Source organism: uncultured Rikenella sp. (assembly GCF_910579375.1).
Taxonomy (GTDB): domain Bacteria; phylum Bacteroidota; class Bacteroidia; order Bacteroidales; family Rikenellaceae; genus Rikenella.
Genome location: NZ_CAJTUJ010000043.1, coordinates 1 through 13,471, shown reverse-complemented (window position 1 = coordinate 13,471; position 13,471 = coordinate 1). Strand labels below are relative to the sequence as shown.

6 protein-coding genes are annotated in these 13,471 nt (G+C 63.1%); all 6 read left to right on the top strand.

What is annotated here, in order from left to right:
• Window positions 1-307 precede the first annotated feature (307 nt).
• The 6 genes from QZ302_RS05395 (at window position 308) to QZ302_RS05370 (ending at window position 12,857) form a co-directional block, all read left to right on the top strand.
• Window positions 308-448 carry a hypothetical protein gene (locus tag QZ302_RS05395; protein ID WP_294593369.1) on the top strand — a complete coding sequence of 47 codons (141 nt, stop codon included), beginning with the start codon at window positions 308-310 and terminating at the stop codon, window positions 446-448.
• A 242-nt stretch (window positions 449-690) separates the two neighbouring features.
• On the top strand, window positions 691-3,327 hold the full coding sequence (gene alaS / locus QZ302_RS05390; protein WP_294593366.1) for an alanine--tRNA ligase: 2,637 nt from the start codon (window positions 691-693) through the stop codon (window positions 3,325-3,327).
• Window positions 3,328-3,331: 4 nt separating this feature from the next.
• Window positions 3,332-4,285, top strand: a complete 954-nt coding sequence (locus tag QZ302_RS05385) for a substrate-binding domain-containing protein (protein WP_294593363.1) — start codon at window positions 3,332-3,334, stop codon at window positions 4,283-4,285.
• 14 nt (window positions 4,286-4,299) lie between these two features.
• Window positions 4,300-5,268, top strand: a complete 969-nt coding sequence (locus QZ302_RS05380) for a diacylglycerol kinase family protein (protein WP_294593361.1) — start codon at window positions 4,300-4,302, stop codon at window positions 5,266-5,268.
• A gap of 1,260 nt (window positions 5,269-6,528) precedes the next feature.
• Window positions 6,529-9,687: a UvrD-helicase domain-containing protein gene (locus tag QZ302_RS05375; protein ID WP_294593358.1), complete on the top strand. Its 3,159-nt coding sequence runs from the start codon at window positions 6,529-6,531 to the stop codon at window positions 9,685-9,687.
• A 392-nt stretch (window positions 9,688-10,079) separates the two neighbouring features.
• Entirely contained in the window at window positions 10,080-12,857 is a 2,778-nt protein-coding gene (locus QZ302_RS05370) for a prolyl oligopeptidase family serine peptidase (protein ID WP_294593356.1), read from the top strand.
• Window positions 12,858-13,471: the final 614 nt, after the last annotated feature.

Genomic DNA, 13,471 nt, shown 5'->3' with positions numbered 1-13,471 from the left:
CGTTTATTCCGAGAGGCAACGCAACTGAAAACCGTAGCCACGGTAGTACGCGCTGCTGGAGCTGAGTTCTGTCATGCCGAAATTCAAGTACACCCCATAGCCGCCGCTTCCCGACCGCGAATAGCAGAAACCGTCGTTTCCGACATAGTTCAGCGCACCACTGGCTGTTTCGCGGAAGCCCGGGGCGGTGCCGTTCGGCACGCGAACCGGGCAACCTTGGCCTCGATTTAGGGTAGAGGCGGCCAGTAAAATGCCCTGCGGGCGCGCCCCGGGCTACCGCGCACATACCTCAGGTGGATTATGGAGCGTGGGTAGCAATGGCCACAGTTGGGCGACCATAGTCAGCGAAAGCAAGAGTTTTCATTTAAGTTTCAACGCATCGATACTTCTTCCCAATAGCACAAACTACCGGGCCTACGGTCTTCAGTTGCGTTGCCTCTCGGAATAAACGCGCCCACAGGGTGTTTTACTGGCCGTGTCTACCCCAAAGCTACCCCAAGTAACCGACAGCCTCTTCCCGAAAGCTACCCCATGCAAACCGCTCCGCCTTCGAAAGGCCCGAAAAACCCTTCCGAAGCCTCGCGAAACGACCGAATCGAAAAATATCGTATTTTTGTAAATTGTTCCCGTTGTGGAGATCTCCACAGGACAGATGAACCGATAAAACACGAAAAGAGAACTCAATACCAGATGAACTCCAACGAAATCCGCCAGACCTTTCTCAACTTTTTCCGCGAAAAACAGCACCGTATCGTGCCCTCCGCGCCTATGGTCGTCAAGAACGACCCCACGCTGATGTTCACCAACGCCGGGATGAACCAGTTCAAAGACATCTTCCTCGGCAACCAGCCCGCCCAGTCGCCGCGGGTCGCCGACAGCCAGAAGTGTCTGCGCGTGAGCGGCAAACACAACGACCTCGAAGAGGTTGGCCACGACACCTACCACCACACCATGTTCGAGATGCTCGGCAACTGGAGCTTCGGCGACTACTTCAAGAAAGAGGCCATCGCCTGGGCCTGGGAACTGCTCACCGAACGGTATAAACTGCCCGTCGACCGGCTCTATGCCACTGTCTTCGAGGGCTCGCCCGACGAAGGCGTGCCGTTCGATCAGGAGGCCTACGATTTCTGGGCCGAGCGGCTCCCCGCCTCGCATATCCTGCGGGGGAACAAGAAAGACAACTTCTGGGAGATGGGCGATACGGGCCCCTGCGGGCCGTGTTCCGAGATCCACTTCGACCTGCGCGACGACGCCGAACGGCAGGCGGTCGACGGGGCCAGCCTCGTCAACAAAGACCACCCGCAGGTGATCGAAATCTGGAACCTCGTCTTCATGCAGTTCAACCGCAAGGCAAACGGCTCGCTGGAGCCGCTGCCCGCGCGTCATGTCGATACCGGGATGGGCTTCGAGCGGCTCTGTATGGTGATCCAGGGCAAGAAATCGAACTACGACACCGACGTGTTCCAGCCCTTGTTGCAGGAGCTGGCCCGGATGGCCGGGGTCTCATACGGCAAGGAGGAGAAGAAGGACATCGCCATGCGCGTGATTGCGGATCACCTGCGGGCAATTGCCTTCTCCATCGCCGACGGACAGCTCCCCGGCAATGTGAAGGCGGGGTATGTCATCCGGCGGATTTTGCGGCGGGCGGTGCGGTACGGCTACACCTACCTCGGGTTCACCGAACCGTTCATCTGCCGCCTCGTGCCGACTCTCGTGGCGCAGATGGGGGGGCAGTTCCCGGAACTGAAAGCCCAGCAGCAGCTGATCGAAAAGGTCATTTCCGAAGAGGAGAGCTCCTTCCTGCGGACGCTGGCCACGGGGATCAACCTGCTCGACTTCATTATTAAGAAGCTGCCCGCTTCGGGTGCGGAGCGCACGATCGGCGGGACGGACGCCTTTACGCTCTACGACACCTACGGATTCCCGATCGACCTGACCCAGCTGATCGCTTCGGAACAGGGGGTAAAGGTGGATATCGAGGGGTTCGAACGGGAGCTGGAGGCGCAGAAAAACCGGTCGCGCAACGCTTCGGCGGTCGAAACCGACGACTGGGTCGAAGTGCTGCCGGTCGAACGGTCGGAGTTCGTCGGCTACGACCATACCACTTATAAAGGGGTGCACATCGCCCGGTATCGGCGGGTGACTTCCAAGGGGAAGAGTCATTATCAGATCGTTTTGGACTATACTCCCTTCTACGGGAATATGGGGGGACAGGTTGGCGATACCGGCTACCTGCTCGACCCGGCGACGGGCGAACGGACGGTGATTACCGATACGAAGAAGGAGAATAACCTGACGGTGCACATCGCGTCGGCCCTTCCGGCCGATCTCGGGGCAACGTTTGAAGCCTTCGTCGATACCGACCGGCGGATGGCTTCGGCGGCGAATCATACGGCGACCCACCTGATGCACCATGCGCTGCGCGAGGTGCTCGGGACGCATGTCGAACAGAAAGGGTCGCTCGTGACGCCGGAATACCTGCGGTTCGACTTCTCGCACTTCCAGAAAATGACCGATGAGGAGCTGCGGGCAGTGGAACGTCGGGTCAACGCGGCGATCCGCGCCAACTTCGTGCTCGAAGAGAACCGCCACTGCACGATGGAGCAGGCCAAGGAGCTGGGGGCGATGATGCTCTTCGGCGAGAAGTACGGCGACACGGTGCGGGTGGTGAAGTACGGCCATTCGGTGGAGTTGTGTGGGGGGCTGCACGTGCCGGCGACGGGGAATATCGGCCTGTTCCGGATCGTCTCCGAAGAGTCCAGCTCGGCCGGTATCCGGCGGATCGAAGCGGTCACGGGACGGGCGGCGGAGGAGATGTGCGAACAGCAGAACGATGTGATTAAGGAGTTTATGGCCGCTTTGCGGACCAATCAGGTGGTGGCGGCGCTGAAGAAGCTCACGGAAGAGAATGCCGAGATGGGCAAACAGATCGCTCAGGTGCGGCAGGATCGCGACCGGTTTATGGTCGAAAAACTGATGGGTTTTGCCGAGCCGTTCGGCGATTTCAGCCTGATTTCGAGACAACTGGATATTATGCCGGAGTCGGTAAAAAACATCGCTCTGGAGCTACGCGGGCGGATCGGCAACGGGGCGGTGGTATTCGGAAGCGTGTTCGGCGGGAAACCGACCCTGACCGTGGCGTTGAGCGATTCGGCGGTGGAGGCGGGCTTGAATGCCGGGGCCATCGTGCGCGAGGCGGCCAAACTGATTCAGGGCGGCGGCGGCGGTCAGCCTCACTTCGCGACGGCAGGCGGGAAGAGCGGCGACGGGATCGAAGCGGCGATCACGGCGGCGATCGACCTGATTAAGGCACAGTTGAATGCGTAATCGTATGAAATCGGCCCGTCTGTATACGATTTTCTGGGTGGCTGTGCTGCTGGGAGGCGTTTTCTCGTCTTGCGATCACACGCCGGAGCGGAAGACGACCTTTGCCGTGGTGCCCAAGGTGGACGACGCGTCGGTGGCGCTGGCCAAGGCGGCAGCGCTGGCGGCGCGGGAGAGGTATGATGTGGCGGTGCGGTGGGATGTTTCGTATCGCCCGACGGCCGCTTCGCAGGCCGAGCTGATCGACAAACTCGTTCAGGCGGGGGTGGATGGTATTCTGTTGAGCTGTATCGACGCTTCGGATGCGGAGTTGAGGGGGGCGATCGACGCTGCCGTGGCGGCGGGGGTCTTTGTCGGGACGTTCGACTCGGATGCGCCGGGTAGCGCGCGGAGTTTCTATATCGGTTCCGACCAGACGGCTGCCGGCGAGCTGGCGGCGGTTACCCTGCGGGAGCTTTGTGCCGAAGGGGGGCGGGCGGCGACGGGGATCGGTCTGTTCGGCGGGGTCGAGGGAGATGCGGCTATGGCGCAGCGGTTGGCGGGATTCCTGCCCGAGGTGCCGGACACGGCGGCTCTCTTGTGGTCGGGCGATGTGCCGGCGACGGGGCGGAAGCAGGCGACCGATTTTCTGACGGACGAGGCGCAGCTGCCGATCAACGGAGTGGTTTTCCTCTCGGGGACGACCTTGGCGGAGGCGAACAGTATCGGCGGGATGGCGCGTCTGGACAGTCTCTGCCGGGCGGCGACGGAAGCGGAGGAGGGGGCTGCGGCTGCGGCGGTCTTTTTCGACCCGACGAACGACGTGCTGGAGTTCGTGCACCGGATGCCTCATTGTGCGGCGATCCGACAGGATTATCCCGTGATGGTGAACGGCGGGATCGAGCGGTTGCTCCGGCTGGTGCGGGGCGAGGGGAATGGGGGCGGGGAGGTGGTCTATACGCCGGTCGAGGTGATCCGGTAGCGTTTCTTTACGGCATGAACGAATCGTTCGACATATCGCAGCGCTGGGCGGCCATCGTCAATCCGGTGGCCGGGAGCGGCCGCGGGCTGACCGACTGGCCGCAGATCAGCGGCCTGCTGCGCGACGAGGGGATTGCCGTGGATGCCATGTTCACGCTGCGCAAGTACCACGCTACGGAGCTGGCGGTGGCGGCGGTGCGGCAGGGCTATCGGCGGATCATCGTGGTGGGCGGCGACGGGACGATTCACGAGACGGTGAACGGCTTCTTCATCCAGCAGTCTTGTCCGACGACCGATATTCTGATGGCTGTGATTGCGGTGGGGACGGGGAACGACTGGATTCGGATGTTCGGCATTCCGCGGAATTACGTGGATGCGATTCGTTCGATTCGCGAGAGCCGCTCGTTCCTGCAAGATGTCGGGCGGGTCAGCTATTACGAGTCGAAGGTGCATCAGGTCAGATATCTGGCCAATGTGGCGGGGTTCGGCTACGACGCGGCGGTTTGTCGGGGTTTCAACCGGCTCAAGGAGAGGGGGTATCGGGGGCGGTGGATCTATCTGTTCAGTGTTTTTCGCGAGGCGATTCGCTATCGGGCGCGTCGCGTGCGGATCGCGGTGGACGGCAAGGAGGTCTTTCACGGACGGTTGTTCACCGGCACGGTCGGCATCTGCAAGTACACGGCGGGGGGGCTTTCGCAGACGCCGAATGCCATTGCGGACGACGGGCTGTTCGACCTCACGGTGATTCCGAATATGAATCGGGTGCGGTTGTTCCGGCGGTTCCGGGTGGTTTACACGGGCAATATTTATGATATTCCGCAGATTCGACTGTTTCGCGGGGGGCGGATCGAGGTGCAGGCGGATCGTCCGGTTCGGTTGGAGATCGACGGCGAGATACTGGGGTATTCCGATTTCGAGTTTCAGATCATCGAGCGTGCGGTGCGGGTGGTGGTGAGCGAGAAGTTCATCCGCGACCGGGCTTAGGGCGGAGGCTTAACCGGCAGCCAGCGGGCGGACAGAGAACGGGGGTAGAGGCTGCCATTCGCCCGCCGCGGGCACGCGGGGCCTGCCCGGCCCGAGGGCAGTACCCTCCCGTAGGACAGATGCGCGCCGACACCTAAAGGAGCGATTCAACTATTTCGGTGGTTAGCCGAATATAGATGAATCGCGCAGGCGCGCACCAAGAACTGGGCCGAACAGGTTAAGCGATACGCAGTATCGCTCCGTCCCGCCGGGGTCACCCGGACGCTGCCCGCGCAGGGCAGTTCCGTCCGGCTCGAAGCTCGATCGCGCGCGGAACAGAGAACTGCGTGCGAAAACCGTCGCCCGCCCGCTTAAAGGGCTATTCTGCCGATTGGCATTTAGCCAATCCGGCAAGAATTGCCGCGGGCGACGGCAGTGGCGGAGCGATAGCGTAGCCGCAGTGAGGCTGGCACAGGGCAGAGAGCTGGGCTGTGCTTTGGGCTGCGAGCGAGTAGCTAAGTCCCCGTGGCAACGGTCGGCCCGCAGCCCCCGGATGCGGAGGGGACGCACAGCGTCTTTTGCTGCCAGCCTCTACCTCAAACCCCGCAGGCTTCGGCCGCTTGAACTGAGAGCGAGTAGCGCGGTTCTCCGAACCGCCGGCCTTGTCGCCCAGGCGCGGAGCGCCTCGGGGGGATGGGCGACAGGCCGAAACCGGAAGAAAAAGCGTTGCTTTTGCTGCTCTTCGAGCCGCACAGTCCGCCGCCCCGGCAGGCGGAGGGCTGCAACTTGACGGAGCTCGTTGCGCTCTCCGCTGGCGGCGGACTGCTGTTGTTGGTCAAGGGGTGGGGTGTTACTCTTGCGACCCATAGGGCCGCAACATCGTGATGCTCGTTGCGCCCACGCTGGCCCCAGCCGCCCAAGTCAAGCCCGTTAGGGTAGCTCCAGCCCCTTGCCCACCGCGAGCACGCGGCCCCGTTTATTCCGAGAGGCAACGCAACTGAAAACCGTAGGCGCGGCCGTACGCGCCGCTGGGATAGAGCCACGTCACGCCGAAATTCAAGTGCATGCCATCGGTACCGCTGACCGTGGAAGCCCATCCGTAACCGCCGTTGCCGACGTGGCTCAGCGCGCCCGTATCCCGACCGCGGTAGCCCGGGGCAGTGCCGCTCGATACTCGAACCGGGCCGCCTGTATCTTCCAAAGATGCCTCTACCCCGACAGGCCGGCTTTCCGCCCCGAAAACCCCTTGTATACAAGCAGATATCCCCTCTGAAAAAACATATGGGTCAGGTCAAGATACTGAAAGCCTCCGCCGGTTCCGGGAAAACCTACCGGCTGGCCTACGAATACATAAAAGGCGTCGTGCGCGACCCCTCGCTCTATCGGAGCACCCTGGCCGTGACCTTCACCAACAAGGCCACCGAGCAGATGAAGCGGCGGATCGTCGAGAGCCTCCACGCCCTCGCCTCCGCTCCCGTTGAAGAGAACGACCTCGAAGAACCGGAAGTGCCCTATCTGCGCGAGCTGATGCGCGAGACCGGCCTCACCCGGAGCACCATCGTCCGGAACGCCGGTGCGGCCCGGAGCCTGATTCTGCACGACTACTCCCGGTTCGCCGTCTCCACCATCGACAAATTTTTCCAGCGCGTCGCCCGCGCCTTTTTCCGCGAACTGGGGCTCGATTTCGACTACACCATCGAGATCGACCGCGAATGGGTGCTGGACGCCGCCATCGACCGGCTGCTGGAGCGGACAGCCGCCGAACCCGCCGTGCGGGAGGCCGTGAACCGGCTCCTTGACGAACGCGCCGAACAGGGACGCAGCTGGGACGTGCGATCCGACCTCGTGCGAATCGGCGGCGAGCTCTTCAAAGAGAGCTACGTGCCCGACTCCGGAGCCTTCGAACGACTCGTCGGGGTGTTCGATGAGATCGTGCGCGACATCGAACTGCGCTTCGGACAGGTGAAAGAGACCGCCCGGCGCGCCGTGGAGCTCATTACCGCCGCCGGGCTGACCCTCGACGACTTTCCCTATAAGCGGATGAGTTTTGCCGGCTACCTCTTCCAGCTCGCCGAAGCCGACGCGCCGAAGCCTTATGGATTGCGGTTCCGGCAGGCCGTCGAGAGCGTCGAAACGTGGAGCACCAAACGCACCCCCGCCCGCGAGCGGATCGAAGCCCTGGAACCCGCTCTGATGCCCCTGTTACAGGAGGTGCGCGATGGCGTCGACCGGCTGATTCGGGACGTCAACTCGCGCGAGCTGGTGCGCGAGAACCTCTCGCGGAGCCTCCTGCTGTCGCGGCTCGAAAGCGAAGTGCGCGCTGTGGCCGCCGAGGGGAACCTCGTGATGATCGACCAGACCGCAGCCCTCATCCACCGGCTGGTGACCGGCAACGACGCTCCGTTCATCTACGAGAAGGTCGGAAACGCCTACTCGCGCTACATGATCGACGAATTCCAGGACACATCGGCCAAGCAGTGGGAGAACTTCATTCCGCTGTTGGACAACGCTTTGGCCGAAAACGAGGGCGAGGCCGTTATGCTGATCGGCGACGTGAAACAGTCCATCTACCGGTGGCGAGGCGGCGACTGGCGGATTTTGGGGGCCGAGGCCGAAACGCGCTTTGCCGGCGCGCTGGCCGAGCCCGTACCGATGGATACCAACTGGCGCAGCGAACGGAACATCATCGCTTTCAACAACCTCCTGATGCGGAGCATCGTGGAGCGGGACGCCGCCGAGCTGGAGGAGCTGCTGGCCGACGCTCCCCCCGCCGTGCGGTCGGGGGCCGGGATGCTGCGACGCTCCTACGAACGGTTCGAACAGCGATGTGCCCCGGGCAAGCTGTTGCGGTCGCCCGAGGGGTATGCCGAGGTGATTCCCGCTCCGCGCGAGCAGGTCGGAGCGCTTTTGACCGCCCGCGTGGCCGATATGCTGGCCCGTGGCTATGCCTTGCGCGACATCGCCGTGCTGGTGCGGAACAACTACGAGGCTCCGATGGTGGCCGACGTGCTGCTCGAAGCCGGCTATCCGATTGTGAGTCAGGAGGCGTTGCTGCTCAGCAGCTCGCCTGCCGTAGGGTTCGTGATGACCCTTTTCGCGCTGGCCGTGTCGGGCGAGGATACCGTCGCCCGGGCCCAGTACAACGCATTTTTGGAACGCCCTTACGGCGCGCCGTTGTCCGAGGAGGAGGGCACGTTTATCGGGAGCCTGCTCCGGAACTCCCTGACCGAGGGGCTGGAACGGATCATCGAGCGGTACGGGCTCGGGCGGCGGCGCGAAGCGACCGCTTTTCTCCAGGCGCTCTACCAGGCGATGCTCTCGTATGAAAAACAGACCTTGCCCGACCTGCCGATGTGGCTCGAGTGGTGGCGCGAGAAGGGGGTGCGGAAGACGGTCTATCTCCCTTCCGAACAGGACGCTATCACTATTATGACTGTTCATAAGGCGAAGGGGCTGGAATTTCCGTGCGTCGTACTGCCTTACTGCGACTGGGAGCTGCTGCCCAAGGCGGGTCGGACGACCCTCTGGACGGCTGCGTCGGGCGCCGGGGCCGACCGCTTTGCCGAGCTGGGCACCGTGCCGGTGGGGTACAAAAAAATCATGGAGCAGTCGCACTTTTCCGAGGCTTACTACCGCGAGAGTGTCTATGCCCATGTCGACAACCTGAACCTGCTCTATGTGGCCCTGACGCGGGCCGAGCGGGAGCTCTACGTGATGTACGATCCGCAGGCGCAGGGCACGGCGCGGGTGTCGCGTCTGATCGACGCGGTTTTGCCGGAGGTCGAGGCGTTGGGCGAGGAGCGTTATGTTCTGCCGGATGGCGTCGGGGAGGGAATTTTTTATACTTTCGGCGAACGGGGGCCGGCACCTTCGGCGGGCAGTCCGGGGAAGGGAGTTTCCGAGGGGGGGATCGAGCTGGAGGACTTTCCGTCTCACGACGCGGGCCAGCGGGTGCGGGCACGGTGGCGGTCGGATCGCTACTTCGGAACCGACCGGGAGGCGGTGTCGCCGCGGCGATACGGGGTGTTGATGCACCGTTTGTTCGAGCTGACGACCGGGCCCGAGGGGGTCGGGACTGCGATCGAGCGGATGCGGACGGCGGGCGAGATCGTCTCGGACGAGGAGGAGCGGTTGTTGCGGGAGCGGGCTGCGGCGGCGTTGCGCGATCCGGTGGTGGCGGAGTGGTTCTCGCCGGAGTGGGAGGTGGTGCACAGCGAGCGGGAGATTATCGCGGGACAGGGTGTCCGGCGTCCCGACCGGGTGATGACGCGGGGGCGCGAGCAGGCGGTGGTGGTGGACTATAAGTTCGGGGCGCTGCGGAAGCCGGGCTATGGGCGGCAGGTGGAGGAGTACATGTCGCTGCTGCGCGAGATGGGATACGAGCGGGTGGAGGGTTACCTGTGGTTCGTGGAGTTGGGCGAAGTCGAACGGGTCGGCTGATTGTGGGCTATCTGTCTGTTCTTTGTGCCGGACGGAACCGTACCTTTCTTGAAAGAAAGGTACCCAAAGAAAATACCGAGATTTGGGTGACCGGCAGCTTGAGGATGCGTGAGCATCCGTCTAAAGTTTTTCTGGTTCTCTTTGTTCACAACCGACGCTGCCAGCGAGCGCAATGCAAACGCAGTTTGCGAATTGCCGAGCGGCAAGGAGGAAAACGAGCGCAGCGAAGTTAAAGAGAACAGTACCCTCAAACCATCGCGCGCCACGCCTAAAGAGGGAAATCGTCAAAATGTGCTGGCACGTTTTGACAAGATTTCCCAAGGCGCGCGGACGGAGAGGTCGGGATAGAATTAGGTGTAAAGGATTACAAAAATCAAAATACGATAAACAGGATGAAGAAAAACGGATGGCGATGGGCGATGGCCGCAGCCCTGTTGGGCTTGTGGGCCACAGGGGCACAGGCCCGGAAGAAAATGTTGGATCGGGAAGTTTTCGACGGCTGGAAGCAGATCGTAGTCCCCCGGATCAGCGACGACGGCCGGTGGGTCGTGTACGGTCTGAACCCCGCCCGGGGCGACGGACAGACCGTCGTGTACGATGCCCTCTCGGGCAAAGCCGATACCCTGTACCGCGCCTCCGGAGCCCGGTTGTTCGGTTCCTCCGGAGCGCCGTGGTTGGCCGCGAAAGTCGTTCCGACACGTGCCCAGCAGCGGCGCGAGCAGATCGACAAAACCAAAGCCGACCGGAAACGGCCCGATACCCTGGTGTTGGCTGCGCTCGGCTCCCGCGATCGGATCGTCGTGCCCCGGCTGAAAAGTTTTCAGACCGCTGATCGGGATGGGAGCGGCGTGGTCGCCTACCTCTACGAAGTGGTGCCTGCGAAAGATACTTCCGAGGCGGCCAAAAAAGCGCCCAAACCGAAGAAATTCAATCGGTTGGTGTTGTGGGATGTTCTGTCCGGCGGCGACAGCGTCGTGATGGACAGCGTGGAGAGCTTTCGCCTCTCGCGGAACGGGCGGCTCTTGCTCTACACCCTGAAAGGCGACAGCCTGCGGAGCGTTCGGGCCTGGGCCGACGGGCGAGACACCGAGCTCTACGCCGCCAAAATCGGTAAAACCGGGGCACTCGCCGTGGACGACGCCGGGCGGCAGGGGGCCTACCTCGTCACTGCCGACACTACTGCGACCGGGGCCCGGTACGACCTTTATTGGTTTGATACCAAAGATCGGAAACCGCGGCACGTGGCTGCCGACGGTGCGGCGAACGGCTTTGTGGTGAGCGAGTTCGGCCCCCTGCGTTTTTCGCGCGAAGGAGGACGGCTGGAGTTCGGCATGAACCGCCCGCCGCGAGTGGTGCCCAAGGACACCTTGCCCGAAGACGAGAAGAGCCGCTTCGACCTCTGGAGCTACACCGACACCCTGCTGATGACCCAGCAGCTGGCCGGCCTCGAACGGTTGAAGAAGCAGACCTTCCGCGCCGTGTACGACACGCGGCGCGGGAGTTGGGCACTGCTCGGCGACGAGTCGCTGCCCTCGGTGACCTTGGCCGAAGCGGACGGGGCGCGGTATGCGCTGGGGACAGACGCCGGGCCGTACGAGTGGGCCAGCACGTGGGAGTCGCCCGGAAAACGCGACCTCTATGCCGTGGAGACGGCGACCGGCGTGCGTCGGCCGGTGGCGCGGGCCGCTAAGGCCGAAGCCTCGATCTCGCCCGACGGACGGTATATCGCCTGGTACGATGCGCCGCGCGGCGAGTGGCGCGCGGCTGCGACGGCAACTGGGAAAGGAGAGGCAGAGGTGTCGCTTTCGGCCCGGATTCCCTATCCGATGTACGAACAGGGTTTCGATATGCCGGACGACCCGTCGGCCGAAGGGATGGCCGGTTGGACGACCGACGGCCGGGCGGTGATTTACGACAATTTCGACCTCTGGGCGACCGATCCTTCGGGGCGTCGGGCGCCGGAGTGCCTGACGCGCGGTGCGGGACGGCGCGACAGCGTCGCTTTCCGGTACGTGGAGCTCGATCCGGAGGCTCCGGCGATCGATCTTTCGCAGCCCCTTTTGCTCTCGGCCTTCGACCGGGCTTCGCGCGACGCGGGGTACTATCGGCTGCCGGCGGGCGGGGGCGAACCGCAACGATTGGTGATGGACGACCACCGGTATACCTTCGTGGGGCGGGCGAAAGAGGCGGATGTGCTGCTGTGGCAGCGGGAGAATTTCGGCGAGTATCGGGATTTGTGGCTTTCGGGGCTCGGTCTGGAAGAGCCCCGGCGTGTGAGCGAGGCGAATCCGCAGGCGGCGGATTATCGCTGGGGCAGCGTGCGGCGCGTGGCGTGGGACGATATGAACGGCGCTCGGGCCGAGGGGCTGCTCTACCTGCCGGAGGACTATGACTCGACGCGGCGTTATCCGGTGATCGTCTATTTCTACGAGACGCACACGGACGATATTCACAAACACCTCCATCCGCAACCGAGCTGGTCGATCGTGATTCCGGCGGTCTGCACTTCGCAGGACTATGTGGTTTTCATGCCGGATATCCATTACCGGACGGGGTATCCGGGGCAGTCGTGCTACGATGCGGTGGTGAGCGGCGCGAAGATGCTGATCGACCGCGGTATCGCCGATCCGGATAGGATCGGGTTGCAGGGGCAGAGCTGGGGCGGCTATCAGATTGCCTATCTGGTGACGCGGACGAATATGTTCCGTTGCGTGAGTGCCGGGGCGCCGGTTTCGAACATGACGTCGGCGACGGGCGGGATCCGTTGGGGGTCGGGCCTGCCGCGGATGTTCCAGTACGAACACGGACAGAGCCGGATCGGGGGTTCGCTGTGGGAGAAACCGATCGAGTATATCGAAAATTCGCCGCTCTTCTTTGCGAACAAGGTGCGCACGCCGATCCTCATCCGGCACGACGATGCGGACGAGGCGGTGCCCTGGTATCAGGGGATCGAGTATTTTCTGGCCTTGCGGCGTCACGGGGTTCCGGTCTGGATGCTGAACTACAACGGCCAGCCGCATAACTTGCGCCGCTATGCCGACCGGTTGGACTGGGATCGCCGGATGATGCAGTTTTTCGACCACTATCTGAAGGATGCTCCGGCGCCGCGGTGGATGGAGCGGGGGATTCGCGCTGTGGACAAGGGGATCGATCGGGGCTGGGACGAATAGAGGGCTCGGCGCGGAGGCGGAACTTGATCGGTTTGAGTGCGATAGGGGAATAGGTTTGGCGGGCCGGGTGCCCGGCCTGCGCGGCTCTGCAAGCCGCAAAAGCTATCCCCCAGTCACCGCCTAAATGGCCAAGTTCGGCCTGTCGCCCACTCCCCCAAGCCGCGTAGCGGCTTGGGCGACAAGGCCGGCGGTTCGGAGAACCGCAAAAGCACTGCCTATTTGTTTTCGGCCGCAGCCAGTGGAGAACGAATACGAAGCGAGAGCGGAGTATTTCGGCCCTCCGCATCCGGGGGCTGCGGGCCGACCGTTGACACGGGGACTTAGCTATTCGCTCTCAGCCCAACTCTCCGCCCATTCGTCCTCGGACGCACCCCCCAGCGCCCGCCTACGGCGTTCGCTGCGTTCCGAGGACGGCGATTCCGAACGAAATCGCGCTACTCGCTCTCAGTTCAAGCGGTCGAAGCCTGCGGGGTTTGGGGTAGAGGCTGGCAGCAAAAGACGCTGTGCGTCCCTCCGCGGCGGGAGGCTTCGGCCCACGCGACCCGTTGGGTCGCAGGAGCAACACCTCGTTCACCGCTCAAAGCTGTCGGGTTCGTCCTTGACCTACAGCTGTT

What these genes read in the sequence shown, in the direction of transcription:
- QZ302_RS05375 (WP_294593358.1), top strand. Translation starts at nt 6,529, where the DNA reads ATGGGTCAGGTCAAGATACTGAAAGCCTCCGCCGGTTCCGGGAAAACC.
- QZ302_RS05380 (WP_294593361.1), top strand. Translation starts at nt 4,300, where the DNA reads ATGAACGAATCGTTCGACATATCGCAGCGCTGGGCGGCCATCGTCAAT.
- QZ302_RS05370 (WP_294593356.1), top strand. Translation starts at nt 10,080, where the DNA reads ATGAAGAAAAACGGATGGCGATGGGCGATGGCCGCAGCCCTGTTGGGC.
- alaS (WP_294593366.1), top strand. Translation starts at nt 691, where the DNA reads ATGAACTCCAACGAAATCCGCCAGACCTTTCTCAACTTTTTCCGCGAA.
- QZ302_RS05385 (WP_294593363.1), top strand. Translation starts at nt 3,332, where the DNA reads ATGAAATCGGCCCGTCTGTATACGATTTTCTGGGTGGCTGTGCTGCTG.